This is a genomic window from Deinococcus peraridilitoris DSM 19664 (assembly GCF_000317835.1).
In the GTDB taxonomy this organism is placed as follows: domain Bacteria; phylum Deinococcota; class Deinococci; order Deinococcales; family Deinococcaceae; genus Deinococcus_A; species Deinococcus_A peraridilitoris.
This window is the reverse complement of sequence record NC_019793.1, coordinates 2,077,772-2,096,252: the sequence shown is the minus strand read 5'-3', so window position 1 is coordinate 2,096,252 and position 18,481 is coordinate 2,077,772. Positions and strand designations below refer to the sequence as shown.

20 protein-coding genes and 3 tRNA genes are annotated in these 18,481 nt (G+C 65.9%); 16 read left to right on the top strand and 7 right to left on the bottom strand.

Annotated elements, in window-relative coordinates; all coding sequences use genetic code 11:
• Positions 1–428: 428 nt before the first annotated feature.
• From DEIPE_RS10330 to DEIPE_RS10325, 3 genes are all read right to left on the bottom strand, one after another.
• Positions 429–1,256, bottom strand: coding sequence for a class I SAM-dependent methyltransferase (locus DEIPE_RS10330; protein ID WP_015235914.1), 828 nt, complete (start codon positions 1,254–1,256; stop codon positions 429–431).
• Between the two features lie 30 nt (positions 1,257–1,286).
• Positions 1,287–1,454 (bottom strand): hypothetical protein, encoded by a 168-nt coding sequence (locus DEIPE_RS23975; RefSeq protein ID WP_015235913.1) that lies wholly within the window; start codon positions 1,452–1,454, stop codon positions 1,287–1,289.
• A gap of 83 nt (positions 1,455–1,537) precedes the next feature.
• Positions 1,538–4,894 carry an ATP-binding protein gene (locus DEIPE_RS10325; protein WP_169316600.1) on the bottom strand — a complete coding sequence of 1,119 codons (3,357 nt, stop codon included), beginning with the start codon at positions 4,892–4,894 and terminating at the stop codon, positions 1,538–1,540.
• A 128-nt stretch (positions 4,895–5,022) separates the two neighbouring features.
• On the opposite strand from DEIPE_RS10325, the gene DEIPE_RS10320 reads away from it, so the two are divergent.
• Positions 5,023–5,814, top strand: coding sequence for a carboxypeptidase-like regulatory domain-containing protein (locus DEIPE_RS10320; RefSeq protein ID WP_015235911.1), 792 nt, complete (start codon positions 5,023–5,025; stop codon positions 5,812–5,814).
• Positions 5,811–7,970 carry a tetratricopeptide repeat protein gene (locus DEIPE_RS10315; protein ID WP_015235910.1) on the top strand — a complete coding sequence of 720 codons (2,160 nt, stop codon included), beginning with the start codon at positions 5,811–5,813 and terminating at the stop codon, positions 7,968–7,970. The genes DEIPE_RS10320 and DEIPE_RS10315 overlap by 4 nt, the downstream gene beginning before the upstream one ends.
• Positions 7,971–8,360: 390 nt before the next feature.
• Here DEIPE_RS10315 and DEIPE_RS10310 read toward each other — a convergent pair.
• From DEIPE_RS10310 to DEIPE_RS10295, 4 genes are all read right to left on the bottom strand, one after another.
• A tRNA-Lys gene (locus DEIPE_RS10310) sits at positions 8,361–8,436 on the bottom strand.
• A 179-nt stretch (positions 8,437–8,615) separates the two neighbouring features.
• Positions 8,616–11,114 (bottom strand): beta-mannosidase, encoded by a 2,499-nt coding sequence (locus DEIPE_RS10305; protein ID WP_015235909.1) that lies wholly within the window; start codon positions 11,112–11,114, stop codon positions 8,616–8,618.
• A 528-nt stretch (positions 11,115–11,642) separates the two neighbouring features.
• Positions 11,643–11,719: transfer RNA gene (locus DEIPE_RS10300), tRNA-Met, on the bottom strand.
• A gap of 43 nt (positions 11,720–11,762) precedes the next feature.
• Positions 11,763–11,838: transfer RNA gene (locus DEIPE_RS10295), tRNA-Ala, on the bottom strand.
• Positions 11,839–12,049: 211 nt separating this feature from the next.
• Between DEIPE_RS10295 and DEIPE_RS10290 the strand changes: the two genes are divergently transcribed.
• The 14 genes from DEIPE_RS10290 to DEIPE_RS10235 all read left to right on the top strand — a co-directional run bounded on the left by DEIPE_RS10290 (position 12,050) and on the right by DEIPE_RS10235 (position 18,462).
• On the top strand, positions 12,050–12,424 hold the full coding sequence (locus DEIPE_RS10290; RefSeq protein WP_245557524.1) for a ComEA family DNA-binding protein: 375 nt from the start codon (positions 12,050–12,052) through the stop codon (positions 12,422–12,424).
• Entirely contained in the window at positions 12,424–14,244 is a 1,821-nt protein-coding gene (locus tag DEIPE_RS10285; protein WP_015235907.1) for a ComEC/Rec2 family competence protein, read from the top strand. Before DEIPE_RS10290 ends, DEIPE_RS10285 begins: the two co-directional genes overlap by 1 nt.
• Positions 14,222–14,371: a CopG family transcriptional regulator gene (locus DEIPE_RS23970; RefSeq protein ID WP_015235906.1), complete on the top strand. Its 150-nt coding sequence runs from the start codon at positions 14,222–14,224 to the stop codon at positions 14,369–14,371. Before DEIPE_RS10285 ends, DEIPE_RS23970 begins: the two co-directional genes overlap by 23 nt.
• Entirely contained in the window at positions 14,372–14,608 is a 237-nt protein-coding gene (locus tag DEIPE_RS10280; protein ID WP_015235905.1) for a hypothetical protein, read from the top strand.
• Entirely contained in the window at positions 14,605–14,883 is a 279-nt protein-coding gene (locus tag DEIPE_RS10275) for a hypothetical protein (protein WP_015235904.1), read from the top strand. The genes DEIPE_RS10280 and DEIPE_RS10275 overlap by 4 nt, the downstream gene beginning before the upstream one ends.
• A gap of 59 nt (positions 14,884–14,942) precedes the next feature.
• On the top strand, positions 14,943–15,254 hold the full coding sequence (locus DEIPE_RS10270) for a hypothetical protein (protein ID WP_015235903.1): 312 nt from the start codon (positions 14,943–14,945) through the stop codon (positions 15,252–15,254).
• 29 nt (positions 15,255–15,283) lie between these two features.
• Positions 15,284–16,003 (top strand): DNA cytosine methyltransferase, encoded by a 720-nt coding sequence (locus tag DEIPE_RS10265; RefSeq protein ID WP_015235902.1) that lies wholly within the window; start codon positions 15,284–15,286, stop codon positions 16,001–16,003.
• A gap of 26 nt (positions 16,004–16,029) precedes the next feature.
• Positions 16,030–16,488, top strand: a complete 459-nt coding sequence (locus DEIPE_RS10260) for a DUF5662 family protein (protein WP_015235901.1) — start codon at positions 16,030–16,032, stop codon at positions 16,486–16,488.
• Positions 16,489–16,784: 296 nt separating this feature from the next.
• Positions 16,785–16,976, top strand: coding sequence for a hypothetical protein (locus DEIPE_RS10255; protein ID WP_015235900.1), 192 nt, complete (start codon positions 16,785–16,787; stop codon positions 16,974–16,976).
• Positions 16,977–16,989: 13 nt separating this feature from the next.
• On the top strand, positions 16,990–17,241 hold the full coding sequence (locus DEIPE_RS10250) for a hypothetical protein (protein ID WP_015235899.1): 252 nt from the start codon (positions 16,990–16,992) through the stop codon (positions 17,239–17,241).
• 7 nt (positions 17,242–17,248) lie between these two features.
• Positions 17,249–17,569, top strand: a complete 321-nt coding sequence (locus tag DEIPE_RS10245) for a hypothetical protein (protein WP_015235898.1) — start codon at positions 17,249–17,251, stop codon at positions 17,567–17,569.
• A gap of 16 nt (positions 17,570–17,585) precedes the next feature.
• Positions 17,586–17,807, top strand: coding sequence for a hypothetical protein (locus DEIPE_RS10240; protein ID WP_015235897.1), 222 nt, complete (start codon positions 17,586–17,588; stop codon positions 17,805–17,807).
• 13 nt (positions 17,808–17,820) lie between these two features.
• Positions 17,821–17,997, top strand: coding sequence for a zf-TFIIB domain-containing protein (locus tag DEIPE_RS23965; RefSeq protein WP_015235896.1), 177 nt, complete (start codon positions 17,821–17,823; stop codon positions 17,995–17,997).
• A gap of 282 nt (positions 17,998–18,279) precedes the next feature.
• On the top strand, positions 18,280–18,462 hold the full coding sequence (locus DEIPE_RS10235) for a hypothetical protein (RefSeq protein ID WP_015235895.1): 183 nt from the start codon (positions 18,280–18,282) through the stop codon (positions 18,460–18,462).
• The last annotated feature ends 19 nt before the right edge of the window (positions 18,463–18,481 follow it).

Genomic DNA, 18,481 nt, shown 5'->3' with positions numbered 1-18,481 from the left:
GAGCGGTGCGTCCGCTAAGTTCGTGATTTAACCGTAGCTACGGTACTGGTGGCCATTTCTCTTCATGGTCAGCCAGACCGTTTGACGGCTCGATGGTGCGGTGTTCGACTTGACCCGCGTCTACCCCGCCGGCCCGATCGCTGGCCCCCCTTCGACCCAGCGATGTCCTCCTGATGAAGCTGTACCGCGCCACCCGCACACGCCTCGGCACCTATCGAGGTGGGTCGAGGTGGGGTTTGTGCACGCTCGAAAAACCACTCGTGCTCGTCCTGATACCCGGCGACCTGCACCGGCACCCGACGGTGCCCGGTAGCGCCTCGGCGAGGTCAGGCACGACGCACTGCACGTGACGCGACAGCGACTGAATCTGGTGCCCGCACGCCGGAACCTGAAGGTGGAGGGGACGTTCCCTCCACCTTCGTCTCCGCTCAGCCTCGCGTCGCCCTCACTTCGAGGTACTCGCTCTCGATGGCACTCTCCCCTGGTCCAGCAATGTTGTGCTCCGACCAGAGGCGGACCAGGTCCGCCTCGAGCGCGTCCTGTCCCGCCTCGTCAAGCGCGGCAAACGCGCGGTTCGTCGGACCGTAGTACTCCCGGAAGAACGCGACCACGTCCTGTGGGGGGAAAGGGTAAGCGAGCCGGTAGTGGTAGCGCTGGAACCGCAGGTCGCTCGTCCCGCTGCCCAGCCGGTCACGGACGGTCTGCTCGTCTCCCCACAGGAGCGGCGACGGCATGAGCGGAGAGGGCGGCACGTGCTTTCCGATGGTCTTGAACATCTGGCCGATGAACCCCGCCGGCGTCCAATTGGCCAACAGGATGCGGCCGCCGGGCCGACACACCCGCAGCAGTTCGGCCGCCACGCGGTCGGGACGGGGAGCGAACATCGCGCCGATGAGGCTCACGACCGTGTCGAAGCTCGCGTCCGGGTAGGGCAGGCGCTCCGCGTCACCCTCGTCGAAGGTGGCGCGGACCCCGGCGTCCTCGGCGCGCCGCCGCGCCTGCGCGATGAGGTTCGCCGCGATATCCACGCCCGTCACGTCAACTCCGCGTGCCGCAGCGGGAAGAGCGATCTGCCCAGCGCCGCAGCCCACGTCCAGAACGCGCTCGCCGGGCTGGAGGTCCCAGCGTTCCAGGATTTCCAACGCGCCCGGTTCGAGGTACCGGGCGAACACGCCATAGTCGCCGCTCATCCAGGTGACCTTCAGCCGGTCCTTGAGTGCGAGCATCTCCGGGGCCATGGTGTCCGTTGTGGTCATGTTCCTCTCTCCTTCCCGACGGCAGGGCCGTCAGCGCAGTCCCGGACGCAGCAGGGACCGGACGAACTGCGCCAGCGCCACCCACGACGTGAACTCGTGCTGTTCTCCCGTACGGACGTCGAGCAGGACCAGACAGGTTCCGCCCGGCGTGTCGCGAACGCGCAGGATGAAGCTCGGAGGGCGTGTCCGGATGGGCATGCTGGCAGGGTAGGCCTCACCCGTGACGCTTGCGTAATGGGTGTCAGTTCATCGCCTCGGTCACCTCCCAGCTGTCCGAGTGGTCAATCCTCGGCCTGTTCCGAAGCCAGGGCAACCGCCACGTTCACGGGATTGCGCTTCAGGAAGGCCTGCACGTGAGCGGGTGGAACGTGCCGCGCGACTGTTTCCCGGATCCACTCGCCCGCCGCACGCAGCGCCTCGAAGGCGCGCCGGTCACCGACTCCCCAAAGAGCCCGGTGAAGCGTGAGGTGCGTCTCCGCCGGAGTGGCCCCCGAAGCGTAGGTTCCCGACATCGCGATGCACGTCCGCGCGGCCTCGGCAGCCTCCACGAACCGACCCAGAGCGATGGCTGCCTGCGCGGCGCGCAAGTGAGCCAGCGCCTCCACGCCGGGAAGGTCGAGAGATCGCGCGTCCTTCAGGGCCTGCCGCGCGAGGTCGAAGGCCTCGTCTGGAGCGCGGGTCACGGCGCGGTCGAGTTGGGCGAGCACAATTCCCTTGGGCTTCCCGACACGGCCCGCGATCTCCTCGGCCTCGTCGAGGGCCGGGTCGGGGTTGCGCCCCTGAATCAGGTCGAGCTTTCCCTGAACGCGCAGGATCGCGCAGCGTTGAAGCGGGCGGACATTCGGCCGCGCGAGGGCCTCGTCGAGGTACTGCTGGGCGAGCTCAAGCTCGCCCAGGTCCACGTACACCCCGGCGATGGAGCGGAGCACGGTCGGAAGCGACCAGAACTGGAGGTCACGGGCAAGCCGCTCGGCCCTGGCGTACGCGTCGAGCGCCCCGCCGTACTCCCCGAGCTCGTGGAGACGGAGACCAACGGCGGTGTCATGCTGGATGCGCAGGGCCTCGGTGCCGCTCGTGGGCTCCAGCAGCGCCTGCGCCCGAAGGAGCGTTTCCAGCGAGTCGCGTGTGCGCCCGAGCTCTCCCTGGCTGACCGCCAGGTTGTTGAGGGTCGACACCCGACCGACCGGATCGACCGGGCCGGTCGTGATGTCGAGCGACTGCTGGAGGTACGTGATCGCCTCACGATGCCGTTCGAGGTTGCTGCTGATCACGCCCAGATCATTGAGCGCAGATTCCAGCTCGCGGAGATCGCCCGAGGCGCGCGTACTCCCGGCACGCCGCTCAGTGACGGGCAGAGCTTCCGCGACACGGCCCTGTGCCCACAGGCTCGAGGCGAGCACGGCGCACAGCGAGCCTTCCAGGGAGGCGTCCGTACCGTGCAGCGCGAGGAACTCCAGGCCGCGCCGTGAGGTCTGCTCGGCGCGCGCCGCGTCGGCGCGCACGTAGGCCAGATGTGCCTCGGCATGCGCGGCCCAACCGAGTTGCAGGGGCGTGCGGGCGAGCCGCTTCAGGCGCTCGACCAGCGCGTCGGCCCTGGGACCGGTATCGAACTCGGCGAGCATGCGGTGCTCGGCCACGGTCGCGTCGACGGCTTCATCCGCCCGACCGGCGAGTTCCAGCAGTTCCGCCGCGCGAGCGTACAGCTCGGCGGCGACGTCGCGGCGGGAAGTGTCCTCTGCCAGGCGCGCGGCGTTCAGGAGCTGGTGGGCTGCGGCTTCGGGCTGCGCAGCCCGGATGAAGTGCTCGGCGACCACCAGCGGTGTGGCCTGCCTGGCCGCGAGTTCGCGGGCGATCCTCGTATGCGTAAACGCGCGCCGTGCCTCGGGCAGACTGGCGTAGAGCGTCTGTCGGAACAGGTCGTGCGCAAAGGCGTCCCCTCGTGTGATGCCCGCGCGTTCCGCCGCGTCGAGCGCCTCCATCACGGCCCAGTCGCTGAGCCCCACGATTCCGGACAGCAGCGTCGGGTCAAGGCCCGTGGAGAGGACGCACGCCACGTCCAGCACCCGCCGCGCCTCCTCCGGCAGGGCCTTCACACGCCTCAGGACGGACTGCGCAACGCGGGGCGGCACGCTCAGCTCGCGGTAGTCGCGCGTGACGTCGTCGACCTCGGTCCGCCAGCCGCCCGGCTCGACGTGCAAAACGCCCGTCTCGGCCAGGAAGCGCAGGGTCTCCAGGGCGAAGAAAGGATTGCCCCCCGTCCGTTGGTGCAGCCAGCGCGTGAAGACCGGTGGTCCCTGCGCCGTTTCCATCAGCGTGGCGAGCAGTGCGCGCACGTCGTCCTCGCTCAGCGGGGCGAGGGTGTGAGTCTCGGCGCCCGCGGACACCAGCGACGACAGTCCCTCTGGCCCTTCCAGGGTGCGGCACGCGCCGAGCACGCGGACGCGTCGGCCCGAGAGGCCATACGCGAGCACCTCAAGGGTGTACGGGTCCACCCACTGCAGATCATCCACCACCAGGCCGAACGGGCTCCCCGACGCCACGGTCTCCAGGCAGCGCGTGAGAGCCTCGACCACACGCGTCCGGGCGGTCTCGGGATCAAGCAGGGCGGGTGTCAGGCCGGACGCGAGGTCGGGTGCGAGGTCCGGAGCGAGACGCGCGAGGTCCTCGCGGTAGGGCCCCAGGTCCGGCAGGTCCGCGGCACGCGCCCGCAGGAGGTCGAGCAGCGCCAGGTAGGGCACCCGCTCCAGGCCCTCCCGGCACCGCAGCCACGGCGCGTCGGGCGCCAGGGCCTGCAGAAAGCGGGTCTTGCCGATTCCGGGGTCACCCATGATGATCAGGGCGGGCGCAGTGGACGCGCGCAACCGCGCGAGATCGGCGTCGCGTCCGACCAGCCGGCTCGCCTCCATGGTCGCCGTCGGCTGACGCGCCGGCACCCTGGCCACGGGAAGCTCTCCCCTGCCGATCTGCTCGGCCAGCTCTCGGGTTCCCGCGAGCGGCTCAAGCCTCAGTTCCCGGTCCAGCCTCTCCCGGAAGCTGCGGTAAGCCCGCAGGGCGTCGTCCCGACGGCCGAGCCCCGCAGCGCAGCGCATGAAGGTCTGCAGCGCGTCCTCGGCGAGCGCGTCAGTTTCGAGGATGCGTCCGGCCAGCTCGGCGGCGCCGCTCATGTTTCCGTTCGCCTCCAAGTCGGCAGCCCGGCGCGTCGACACGCGCAGCCACGCGCTTCGCAGCGTCTCGCGCTCGGCATCCACCCACTCCTGAAGTCCGTCCGGCAGGGCGTCCATCCCATCGAGGAACTCGCCGTGATACCCCTCCACGGCGGAGGCCGCGTCACCCCGGCCAAGTGCGTCACGGAACGCCTGCACGTCGTTCGGCACGAGCCACCGCACGCGCGTGCGCTCCGCCTCGACATTCGCGGCCCACGCGTGAGCCCGGGCGCGTGCCAGCACCTGCCGGAGGTTCGTGAGGGCAACCTCCTCATCCTGATCCGGCCAGAAGAGCGTGGCGAGCCGACCCCGGTCGGCCCAGTCCGCGCGGCACGCGAGGTAGGCCAGCAGCAGCACGGTGTTGCTGCGTGGCGGCGCGATCACCCGCTCGCCATCGACGACGCGGAACCGTCCCAGCATCCGGACGTGAGGCATGACCATGAGTATCCCGATTGTACGCACCGCACGGCGCGACCGGATAGGAGACCGGCAACCGTTACGGACGCGTCACGGGCCCCACCTACCGTTGCCTTGACGCCCGGGTCGGGCGCCCAGGAGGACGTATGCGCAACCCACGGACATGGCTCGGACTCGGCACTCTCGCCCTCTCTCTGGTCGCCTGCGGTGGTGCCACGGCGACCCCCGGAAGTGGCGGCACGGGAGGTACGGCACCCGGTGGTGGCACGAATGCCACGCCGCAGAGCTACGTGGTGCGGGGACAGGCGGTCGACGCCACTGGCAAGCCTCTCTCCGACGTGAAGATCACTCTTGACAACACCATCTACTACAACGCGGCCATCACCGGCCGGACCGCGGCAGACGGGCGGTACGACCTGCGGGTCCAGCAGGGCTCCTGGCGGGCCTACGCGCAGATCACGAGAGCGTATCACGGCCGGAACTACACGATGTACCTGCATCCGGACAACAGCGACAGCTTCGCCGGGATCGACGGCGCGGTGCGGAACTTCACCTGGAAGCTGACCGGAGCGCAGGCCGAACCCCTCACCGGAACGTACGGCGCGACGGTCGTCGGATTCTGGGGCGACCACAACAGCGATTACTCCACGGTCGTGCTGTATTTCGAGCCGAACGGTCCGCTGATCGACGGAAGCACCACCGAGCCGTTCGCCGCCCGCCTCGGCAGCGACGGAGCGCGAGTCAACGAAATCGCGGACATTCCGCTGGGGCGCTACCGCATCGCGGGTTTTCACGTAGTGCAGGGTCAGGATCCGGTGCCACTCCTGATCCGAAAGCGCAACACCGGCGAGTACGCGCAGACGCTCGACGGTCTGTTCGATCCCGAGCACCCGACCTGCGGAAAACTGTGCCTGCAAGTCGAGGTGGTGTTCCCTTGAACGCGCCAGGCAAGGGGAGGACTGTCAAGAACATCTCTTCCCTGGGTCTTGCCTGCCTGCTGGGGCTCAGCTTCGCTTCCGTCGCGGACGCGCAGACCACCCTTCGTGCATGGAGCGACTCGAGCGCCCTGCCGCCGCTCGCGGAGCACGAGCGGCGCATCGCCGAGCTGTCTGCGGGTTGCGTGGATGAGGTCGACGTCTCGCCGTCCAGCCCGACATTGCGGGCCGGCGGGCTCCCCATCGAGGACGCGATCCGCGAACTGGAGAAGCGGCTCGCGCAGATGCAGCCTGGCAGCCCCGGTTACGCGGAGCTCGAACGGGTCCTCAGGGAACTTCGCGAGCAGCGCAAGAAGAGCGGCGGAGGGGCGCCGGGTGGCCCAAGTATGGGCGCGTCGACTGACGTGACCGTCACGCTTGAGCGGGCCCTCGAGGCCCGGGTGGGCCGCGCGGCCTGGACGGCCTTCCGGTCGAGTGTGGAGGTGAAGAGCGCCGAGCGCGCCCGAGGTGCGGCCGTCGTCGCCCTGGCACGCAACATCCCGGAGGCCGCGCTCGCCGCACTCCTGGCGGCACACCAGTTGGAGCCGAAGAATGCCGCGCACCTCGTGAATGCCGCGGGCGTCGCGAACAGCCTGGGCTGGGCACGTGAGGCGCTCGGCCTCCTGAAGAAGGCCGAGGCGCTCAAGCCGGACCCGCCTTCCATCATGAACATCCCCGGGCGGGCCGTGCTGCTCAACAACAAGGGTCACGCCCTGCTGAACTTGGGACGGCCGCGCGACGCGGAAGCCGCGCTGCGTGAAGCGGTCCGGCTCGCGCCCCTGCTCGCCGAGGCCAACACAAATCTGGCCCGAGCTTTGGCGTGCCAGGGAAAAACCGCCGAGGCCGTGAAAGTGTTCCAGGAAGGCATGCGCCGAACGCCTTCCGCTCAGGCCGGGAAGGATCATCCTGTGGACACGGAGACGCCACGCGAGGGCGAGGCGGCCCCGCCCCTCAAGCGGCCCGAGCAGTCGCGCCTGGTTCGCCCGGCCGCGACCGTGTTCGACCTCAGCCGAGGGCAGAACTGGACCTTTCCACAGGCGCCCCTGCCACGCTCGCTGGACGACGTGCTTGCCATGCAGGACCTGTATGCCCGCATTCATGCTGAGGGAGAGGCGCGGGAACGCGCACTCCGCGCGGAGTACGACGCGCTCGCCGCCCGCCTCCGGCCGCGCTCGCCGGCCACGACGCGACGGGCGCGGGACGTTCACCGTGCGATCGCCACGTCGTTCGCCGAGCCCGGCCTCTCTCCGCTCCACAAGGCAGCCTGGGACGCCCACGCGCAGATGCTCCGGGCATTCGACCGCGGGCGCCGGGCGGCAGAGGAGGAACTGGAACGTATCCCGATGGACCCCCTGGAGGTATGGCAGCGGGAGTGCCGCCGGATCTACAACGGATTCCTCAGCGACTGGCACGGCCGCATGATGGGGCAGAACGACGCGATCGCACGGTACACGACCGCGGCCGTCCAACACAAGACGGCCGTGGCTGCCAACGTGGCCGACGCCATCCAGCACCAGATGCTCATCGTCGAGGTCCAGTTGTGGGCGGAATCGATGTACTACGGCACTGTCGCGGGATTCACCTGGGAGTACGTCACGGAAAATCTCGCAGGACAGGCGCTGAGCTGCGCCGCCACCCCTGGGGCGACCATCTCGCCGGAAGTCGCGCCCAAGCCCTCCAGGCTGACGTTCGACCCCTGCCCCGACGCGCTGCGCGGCGCGAAGTTTGGCCTGTCGGTCGGCGTGGCGTCGTTCGGCATCTCCTGTGAGTCATTCGAGATGGAGGTGAAAACGCCCTCGTGGATCGGGGCGTTCGCGAACTACTCGAAGGGGTTCAACGGTGGGTCATCCACGGTCTTCTTCGGGGTCAAGGCAGACAAGAGCCTCGGCACGGCGGGCGTGAACGTCGCGGCGTCCGCGGCGGCGGGGATGTACGTGCGGTGGGGAAAGAAAGGCCTGGAGGACGGCGGGTTCCGCGTCGCCGCGTCCGCCGGAGCCTCGGCCGGAGCGGGACCCGTGAGCTACGGTAAAGACTACGACCTGAGCCAGGCGGCTGCGGCGCTGAACGTGGACTTCAGCGTCGTGTCGGCCGTCTCGTATTGGACGGAAGAGGGAACCTGACATGCACGAGCCGTTCAATCCGACCGGCGTCATCTCCCTCGCGTTGGTCACCAGTATGCGCCGCGGCGAGTTGCCAGGGTTGCACTGGGAAACGTGAACCTGGAACGCGGTGTCCTCAAGGTGCATCGGACCTCACGAAAGTGAAAGGGCAGTTGATCCTGAAGTTTCCGAAGACGGCCAAGAGCCGACCACCTGGGGCACGCCGACGTGGGATTCACCTTGCAGCGCTACACGCATGTGTTCGCGGAGCAGCGTCAGGGATCGGCGTTGTCGCTCCAGGAGCTGCTCGGCGAGCCTTCCGCTTAGCGGGTTCGTAGCGGGGCGCTCTTGAAACAACGAAAGGCGGCGTAGCTTCTTTCCCGCAGGGAACGTCTACGCCGCCTTTTTCCTTGGTGGGTCGTGTAGGAATCGAACCTACAACCCGCTGATTAAGAGTCAGCTGCTCTGCCAATTGAGCTAACGACCCGTTGGCGCACAGTATTCTATTGGGCCGCACGCCGCTTGTCAACAAGAGCGTCAGGGATGGAGCTCCCCCTCCTTTCCCCTCCCTGCCACCCGCTCTGACGGCAAGGAAAGGGAGCACTCCTGGCTTCATGTCAAGCTCCAGGCATATTGTCAGGAGGGGTCACTGCGCCGTCTCTCAGGTCAGGAAGGTTTTGGCGCCACCGACACAGTCAAAGCTTCGGGCGCGTTCAGAAAACGCACGCGTACCGTCTGCCCGTTCAGCGCGCGCGCCGTGACGGTGCGCGACTCGCCAGGACGCAAATCAAGGAAGTTGTCGTCCCAATGGGCCGGGCAGTCGGTGTCCAGCCACACCCCCTTGGTCGGCTTGCGGGCGGTGAGGCGCAGCGCGTTCTCAGCGACCCATTCCACCTGCAGTTCGGGATGCGGAAAGTCGTAGAACTTGAACGGCTCGGGAAACTCGGCAGCGCGCGCCACCACCTCACCGTTCAGCGTGAGCTCCGCGAAGTACACCTGGGGTACGCCGGAGGCACAACGGGCGGACAGCTCCGTCTTGCGGCCCGGCCACACCCGCACGTCACGGGTTTCGTGCAGGGCGAGGGTGCCGTCCAGCCCGTAGACGTACACGTCAAGTTGCGCGTCCAGCGCCATGGTCCTGGCGCTGGACAGCCAGATTTCCAGCTCGCCCTCATTCAGGCGCAGTCCGACCGAGAGGGACGCGAGTTCGCGTTTGATGGTGTAATACGCGGGCTTCTCGAAGCCCTGCGAATCGATGATCGCCCAGCTCGTTACGGGCCAGCAGTCGTTGAGCTGCCACACCAGCGCGCCTGACACGGCGTACTTACCAGGACCCTCAAAGCGCGCGCGAAAGTCACGGTAGGCGTAGCGCATCGCCTCGCCCTGCACAAACTGGGTGTTGTACACGAACTCGTCCAAGGTGCGGTGGGCACGCAGGTTATCGGCAAGGTACACCGCGAGGCGGCGGTGGCCGTCTCCCTCTCCGTTGGGGCCGGTCGCTTTGTTGTGATGGGTGATGGTGCGGCTTTCGGGAAAGCGCTCGCGCTCGGGCGTGCAGGCATGCAGCGTGCTGAGGGCGGGTGCGGACTGCAGTCCGAACTCACTCACGAAGCGCGCCTCGTACCTGGCGTACTTCTGGTATGGCGCCATCGGGCCGTGCCAGATCTCCCAACTGTGTCGGTCACCGACGGTGGGATCGGCAGAGTTGACGCCGCCCCACGGACTGCCGGGCCAGTAGGTCCGCGCTGGATCAAGCTGCGCGCACACCTCCGGCAGGAGATCTTCGTAGATGACCCTCGCGTCAAAGCGCGACTCGTCGCCGCCCGGACCGGACGCCCCGACCGACTCTGCGATGGCGTAATCCTCGTTGTTGCCGCACCACAGCGCCAGGCAGGGGTGGTGGCGAAGCCGCCGCACGGCCGCTTCGGCCTCCGCGCGTACGCTCGTGAGGAACCCTTCATAGGCGGGATACATGCCGCAGCCGAACATGAAATCCTGCCACACCAGCAACCCCAATTCGTCGCAGATGTCGTAAAAGACGTCCGGTTCGTAGATGCCGCCTCCCCACACCCGGATCATGGTCATGTTGGCGCCTTGCGCCTGCGTCAGGCGCTCGCGGTAGCGCTCGGGCGTGATGCGGTTGAGCAGCAGGTCGTCGGGAATCCAGTTGGCCCCGCCCGCAAAAAAGGGCACGTTGTTCACCTCGAAGGTGAAGCTGGTACCCGGCTCACCATGCACCGCTTCCTGCACGACGCGCAGGCGGCGCAGCCCGATGCGACGGCAGCACGCATCCACGACTTTTTCGCCGTGCCACAGCGTCACCTGCACGCTGTAGAGCGGTTGCTCGCCCAGGGTGTTGGGGTACCACAGCTGCGGACGCGGCAGCTCGAAGAGCGTCCCGGCGGTTTGAGAAGCGGGCAGCTCCGCGCGTTGCAGCACCTCACCAACGGGTGAGCGCAACTCCACGACCAGTCGCTGGGCCGGGTCGTCCTGGGTGAGCTGCACGCGCACCGGCACAAAAGCGGTCTGCAGGTCGGGTGTGACCTCGCCTGGGACGTGCACATCCTCGATGGCGTTACCAAAGGCGCGCAACTCGACGCTCTTCCAGGGGCCGGTGGTGAGCAGCACCGGCCCCCAGTCCCAGCCGTAGTGGTACTGCGCTTTGCGGACGTACAGGCGGCTCTTGTCACCGTTCCAGGCGGCGCGCTTTCCATGCTGTGCTTCCAGGGCGCGCCCGACGCGCAGGGGACTTTCGAACAGCAGCTGCAGGATGTTGCGCCCGGCGTGCAGGTGCTGTTTCACGTTCAGGGTACGCGGCACGAACATGTTCTCGCTGCGCAGCACTTCTTCGCGGTTCAGCCACACGGTGCAGAAGGTGTCGAGGCCCCCAAAGTACAGGCGCACGTACTCTTCGTGCAGGGTGGCCTCGTGCACGTCGAAGGTGACGCGATACAGCCAATCCTGCTCACCGACCCACTGCACGTCGTGCTCGTTGATACCGTAGTAGGGGTCGGGAATGCGGCCTTGTGTCAGCAGGTCCTGCTGCACGGTGCCGGGCACACTGGCGCTCAGCCAGCCGTCCGGGGAAGCGAAGTCGTCGGAGAGGGGCAGGGCCGGGTTGCGAGGTTTCAACTGCCAGTCGGCGTGCAAATCGAGGTGGGTCATTCAGAAGCTCCAGGGCGGAGGTCAGCATCTCGCGCGCAAGCGACGCGACAAAGGGACGGGTGAAGGCTCAGCCTTTGCGTCCAGTGAAGGCGAGGCCTTCTACAAGGTAGCGCTGAGTGAAAAAGAACAGCACGAATCGCGGCGATACGAAGACGGTCGCGCAGACCATCAGCAGCGCCCACTCCTGCCCGTAGGCACCGTTGAACTGTTGCAGACCCAGTCGCTGGGTATACTTCTCGGGATCTTTCAGCTACACGAACGGCCCAGAAAGTCCTTGAAGGCGTTCAAGAACTGGTTGAGAAGACCACTCCCAACGCGCGTTGTACGCGCTGATGCTCAAGGGCGGAAGATGGCTGCTCACCACTGGTCGTGATGGCCACGACGCGGAGCCTCAGGCTGTACGCACCCCTGCACGAGCTTGTTTTCGACAGGTTTCTCCTTTGCTGGAGCACAGACAACAACTTCATCTGGTTGGCGATGGGGTTCCACCAAAGAAAAGAACCCCGTCCAGGACGGGGTTCTTTTCTTTGGTGGCGATGCGCGGACTTGAACCGCGGACCTAACGATTATGAGTCGTTCGCTCTAACCAGCTGAGCTACATCGCCTAAATTGCCAGAAGCCCCCGCCATGCGGGGGCCTCCGGTCTCCTGGTGGAGCTGAGCGGGATCGAACCGCTGACCTTCTGAATGCCATTCAGACGCGCTCCCAGCTGCGCCACAGCCCCAAAGGCTTTGTTAGGTTAGCAACAGGTGCCGCGAAAGTCAACGGTGTCTGCAGCGCGTGACCTGAAATCACCCCACTGTGTTCGGCACGGCAGTCAGCCGGGTTATTTTCTGCCCGGATCACCGGAGCCTGCCCACCCTTACCAGGCGGGCTCTGGGCGGAACGCCAACTTTGCGCCGTCAAGCAAGGCGAGCGTGTCCTACCCTGAAGCGGTGAAGTTCAAAGACCACGCTGCGGGTGCCGTGCTGACGCTTGCCGCCGTATGCTGCGGGGGCTGGGCCGTGTGGCCTCACCTGTTCCCTGCCCCGCAGGACGTGCAGGTCGCGCGGCACGAGCTGCCCTCACCCACGCCGCGCGATGTTGCACCCGAGTACCGTCACACGGCGAGCGTCGCGCCCCTCATCAGTGGCCGGGTGAACGTGAACACCGCGTCCAGGGCGCAACTGGAGGCGCTGCCGAGAATCGGCCCGGCCCTCGCGGAGCGCCTCATCGCCGGACGCCCGTACCGTTCACTCGCAGACCTCGACACCGTGAAGGGCATCGGGCCGAAGCTGCTGGAGACACTGGCTCCGCTCGTCGCCTTCTGATGCACGTGCCGGGTCGCGCCGCAGAGGTCCAGCATGAGGCGGTCCTATCGCCACTGAGCGGCAGGCCCAGCGTCGAGACAGGACGCGCGCACGGTGCCGTACTGATCACCTGGCCGGTGGCGACCTTCGCCGGATTGCTGGCCGGCGTACTGATGTCGTGGGGTGCCCTGTGGGGCGCGCTGTTTCTGCTGGTACCCCTGTGCGGCCTGTCGTGGCGTGCCGATACGTTCGGGCGAAGCTGGTCATTGATGGCACTCGCCTTGATCGCCTGTGCTTTCGGTGCGGTGCGCGAGCGGCAGTGGAGCGGCGCTCCGAGCGCACTGGCCGAGTGGCGCGGAGCGGTGGTGACCCTCGACGGCGAGTGGGATGGGCAGTTTCTACGTCTTGCCGAGCCAGGTGCGCGTGTGGCGCTTTCTCCCAAGCCACAGGTACCCGCTGGAACGCTGCGTGTGCGGGGGACCCTGAACGAGCCTGGCGGCAAGCGCAACCCGGGCGGCTTCGATTACGCGTTGTGGTTGCGGGTGCAGGGTGTGCACGAGGTGGTGTACGGCGCGCAGGTCCTGCACGCCAAACATGAAGGAGGTGTGCGTGGCTGGTTTCGGCGTGGTTTGCGTTCGGGCCTGGGCGCGCACGAAGGGGCGTTGATGGAGGCCATCGAGCTCGGTGATCGCCGTGAGATTCAGCAGACGGAGTTGCAGGGAGGCCTCAACACCCGCGACGCCTTCGCGCGGGCCGGGCTCGCACACCTGATGGCCCTGAGCGGTCAGAACGTCGCGCTGCTGGTGGGAGCGGCCACCTTTCTGCTGGCCCGCACCCCGCTGAAACTGTGGCGCTATCCGCTGCTGCTGGCCTTGCTGGGTGCTTACCTGTGGCTGGTGGGACCCTCACCCAGCATCACCCGCGCGGTGCTGATGGGTGGGGCCGTGCTGCTGGGGCTGTGGGTGGGGCGCGGCAAGCTGGAGGCGCTGGGTACGCTGGGGCTGGCCGGAACGGTATGTCTCGCGGTGTACCCACTGTGGGTGTTCGACCTGGGCTTTCAGCTGAGCTTTCTGGCGGTGCTGGCCCTGACCTTCACCCCGCGTCTGGAGGCGCGCCTGCCGGCACGTTGGCCCCGGCCGCTGAAGTTCGCCCTGGCTGGCACGATCCTGGCCGAACTCGGCACGCTGCCGGTCATCGCGCACCACTTCGGTCAGGTGCCGCTGGTGGGCCTGCCGGCCAACCTGCTCGCCGCGCCGCTGATGGCTGCCCTCGTGCCGCTGGGATTTGTGGCCGGCCTGCTCGGTCCCTTCAGCACGCCGGTCAATCTGGTGGTGTTGCCGCTCGCTCAGCTGCTGCTGACGCTTGTGGGGGTGTTTGGCCGCGTGCCTGCCCTGCCGTGGGGAAATCTCGGCCCGGTCGGGTTCGTGGCTTACGGTGTGTTCGCGGGCGCGTTCGTGCTGTGGCTGCATCAGCGGGTGCGGGTGCGCCACCTGGGACTGATCATGGGGCTGTGTGTGCTGGGCACCGGACTGCCTGCCCGCCTCGACCCGCCGCGCGAGATTGTCTACCTCGACGTGGGACAGGGGGACAGCTCCCTCGTTCGCCTGGGAAAGTTCACGATGCTGATCGATGGGGGCGGCACGCCGCGCGGTGACTTTGACGTGGGCGCGGGCACCGTGGTCCCTGCCTTGCGCGCGATGGGTATCTTCCGACTGGACGTTGCCCTCGCCAGCCATGATGCACGAACGCGTTACATCCAACTTGTCATGCTGAGGTGTGGACACCAAAAAGACACCACGAAGGACCGTGGAACGGCGCATGACCTTGCGTCTCGACGCTGAAGATGCCCAGGCACTCGACACCCTGAGTCTGCTGGAGAAGCTCAGCGCGTCCGACGCAGCTCGCCGCGCCATCAGGCAACACGCTGCTGCAGTGCTCAACCGAGGACCGGAAGAAGCGGAATCGTGAATGCCCCGACCACCCCCGTACTGCCGGCTGCAGGTCGAGCAACGTCAAAGCGACGGTCGCTGGATCACTGGCGCAGCCTACCCTTGTACCTGCCTGGAGGAGCTGCACGAACGCTTGGCGCACATCGCCACCCGCGAGGACATGCGGCCCATCGGGTTGATCGTCAATGGCGTGCTGATTCCGATGGACTTATCCACAGGATTCAGCCTGCCTGTGGATTCTGTGGATAACTCATGACTACACTCCACCTTCCCCGTCCGATCACCGCAACTTCTGCCGCTCTCCTGCGCGCCCTGGCCTTGCTGATCTTCGCCCTGTGCCTCCTACCAGCCTGTCACGGCCTCCTTCACGCCCGGCCGATGCCACGCACGAGCACAGGCCGGTTTCAAACCACCCGCCTTCCCAGTGAAGCGATCGTCGCAGGCGCGCTGCTGATGGGTGGCGCTGTGGTCGTATCGGAAGTCTTGGACCGTCTGCCGCCCCTGAAGTTCGACCCCTTCGCGGCGTTCTGACGTCGGACTATCCCTCCACTCAGGCGCTGCCCGCGCGTTATAGGGCGAAAGGACAAACCATGACCAACCGCGACAGGACCCTGAACGTGACCGCCCGCGCCATCCTCGACGTGCAAATCAGCGAGCGCGACCTCGCGCTCGCCCTGATGCAAGTCGTGCGCGAGTACATCCCGCAGGACTTCGATGACGGCGGATGCGACTGGACCACCACCAAAGACACCCGGCACATCTGCATTGCCCACGAGCGCGATTGGGTGGCGTCCACCAACCCGAATGCCGCCGCGCTGCTGGACGCCGCGAACATCCTGCGATTCGGGCATGCCATGCACGTTGAGGACGAGGAGCAGCGCAAAACGGAAGCAGCCCTCTAAGTAACCTTATCGACCCACCGGAGGAACGAATGACACTCACCGTAGGCTCGCTGTTCGCAGGAATCGGAGGACTGGAAAGCGGACTCGAGCTGACCGGAGGATTCAAGACCATCTGGCAAGTCGAAATCGACCCCTTCGCCCGCGCCGTCCTCGAAAAACACTGGCCCGACACACCGAGGTTCACCGATGTACGAGACATCACCGCAACCCTTGTTTCCCGACCTGATGTCATCTGCGGCGGTTTCCCCTGCCAGGACATCAGCAGCGCCAACACGGCGAGCGACCGACTCGGCCTGGCAGGCGAGAAGTCCGGCCTCTGGAGTGAATACGCCCGCATCGTTCACGACTTACGCCCTCGATGGGTCATCGTGGAGAACTCCCCACGCTGGCGGGACTGGGTGCCCGACGTGCGGCGCGACTTGTGGGGAATCGGGTATGCCAGCCTGCCAATTCGAGTGCGAGCCGCTGACGTTGGCGCCTTGCATCAACGACCCCGCGTTTTCGTTCTTGCCCACACCGACCGCGACGGCAAACCACTGCGCGCCATCCATGCAGAAGCATCCCGCTTACAAGCGCTTCCAGTCGCTCACGGGTACTGGAGGCACACCCCACCCGGAACTTTTCGAGTGGCTGATGGGCTTCCCGAGGGGATGGACCGCGCTCGAAACCGGACGCTCGGGAATGCCGTCTCGCCGGAAGTCGCGCGTTGGGTCGGCCAGCGCATCTTGAACGCCCGCACCGCCCAATAACAGGACAACAACAGCGAAAGGAAGCCATGACCTACGATTCACGACCCGACACGCACGAACACATCAACCAAGTCCGCGCCTACCTCATGCGCGCCACGCACGAACTCCTCTACCGCAGCGAAGAACACGACCGCAGCAAACTCCTCAGCCCTGAAGTCGAAGTCTTCAACCGGGTCACGCCACGACTGCGCGAACTGACGTACGGCTCAGACGAGTACAAAGCCAGCCTCGTAGAGATGGGTGAGGCCCTCACGCACCACTACCAGCACAACCGACACCACCCGGAGCATCACGAGAACGGCATCAAGGACATGAACCTGATTGACGTGCTGGAGATGCTGTGCGACTGGGCCGCAGCGTGCAAGCGTCACGCGGATGGCGACATCTACAAATCCATCCGCATGAACGCTGAGCGCTTTGGGTTCAGCGCTGAGTTCGAGCGGCTGCTGAATAACACCGTCGAAGCGCTCGACCTTCGCGCCTGACTTTAAGGTCTATCGCCTGGGCGTTGACGGCGCGAGCTCGTTCCTGCCTATAGGTGGAACAGTGACCTCAGGGCCACGCTGGAGGATACCAGGAGATGTCACATCGAAACGATGGGGCCCGTTGCGGGCGCCATCTGGAGAGAGAGTCTTGAACAGCACGAGTACGCCAAGAACCGCAACCGCGAACCACAACACCGGGTTGATGAGCTGCTGTACTCGCTTCATACGAACAGCGTACCTGCTCTTTGCTGGTATTCACGACAAGGCACTTCACCGCACGTTAATAGGGGGTATCAATGCAGGAATTTGACGCAAAAGACGTGCTGAAGAAGCTGCAAGCCATCTGCCGGGACTACGACGTGGAATTCGACGGCTGGGGCAGCATCACCGACCGCCACGGCACCCCGCTGCTGGAGGACCTGATGGTGTCACCCGACGAAGCGACGGCCATTGACTCGCAGAACGCTCGCAGCGAAATCGCCCTCTAAGAACGGGTATCCGATGAACAGCAAGCTTCTCGCCATTGACAGCCTCATCCTCGACACCGAACTCACCCCGGACGGCCCGGAAGACGAGGTTGTTCACGTGTACCGCCTCGACAATGGCCGCGCCCTCCTCGCATGCGAGTGGGGCATCCTCGACGCCAATGATGTTGACCCCACGCGGCCACTCGGACCGCAAGAGCACATGTACGCCTCATGGGACGAACTACTTACCCTGCTCGACGCCATGCGCGGCGCAGCGAAGAACTAGGAGCCCAATGGACGCCAGCAAAGTACAGGCCCTCACCCAAACCGGGTTTCAGTACCTCACTGAGAAGCACCCAGACGCCACCCAGAGCAGCGGGCCGCAGCTGTGCCGTGAACTCCTCTGGAAGTACACGGAAGGCATGGACGACGAAGCACGCGCGCCCCTGTTCGGCATGCTTGGCTCGCTCCTCGCGACTGTTCAGGCTGCGCAGAGCAGCAACCGGCAGTACAAAGTCGCGTTGGAGGAAATCCTGAAGCGCCCCGCTGATGCGTCCTCGATTGCCGCGTGGGGATTGGGCGTGAGCGACGAGGACTTGGAACCGAGCACCTGAGAAGAGAGGAAGTACGATGGAATACACCGAACCACAACCCGCATCCCGCGCACTACTCGACGAGTTGGGCAACGTCTGCCTGAACTACCCGCTGCCTCCCGGCCACACCATCAGCCACGCCACCGCGAACGAGCTGGTGCGGCGTGGCTGGGCAGAGCGCAACCGCGACAGCCATTTCATTCCGACCCGTGAAGGCATCCGGCGTTACGAGCGCGCTGAGCGCATGGGCGACCTCTAAGGAGAGGTATCCGATGAATGACAAGTACGACGTTCCCGAAAGACCTGAAGGCGAGCCGCCTACCCCTTGCCCTTCTTGTGGCAACAGCGCTCCCGAGAGTATCTACTCCGCGATGGAACTGTGGTACTGCGACGAGTGCGATTACGCCTACGCGCATGGCGACCCACCGCTTTACCGGACCACCCGATAAAAGGAATTGGAGTGCGGAAAGGAGATGGTTTGTTGAAGTGTCCCAAATGTCGTTCAGTACGTGTCTTCGTCTGGCAGAGGGTTTCAGGGTTGGACGAATACGAACAGTCTGAAGATGGCACCTTCTCAAAATCCAATTCCACCGGCTTCATGGTCAATGACTCTGCGCGAGCACTTCCTGGCCTTCGGGCGTCCTGTGGCAGTTGTGACCACTCTTGGCGAGTCAGGGGAGTGGAGTTCGTCGAACAACTGCCCAATTGGACTGACGTATAAAGGAAAGTAGATGCCCAAGGACGCAGTGAGTTTTGAGTACGTGCCTGAAGGCGTGCGCGTGATTGACAGGGAGTTTGGCGAAACGGTTTACACTCACGCCGAGTTGCGGCAACTGTACGAGGCGCGAAACCAGCCGGGTATGTCATATGCGCGAAAGATGCTGGAACTCATGGGCTACACGCCCGCCCGATAAAGTTCAAACACCAACAGAA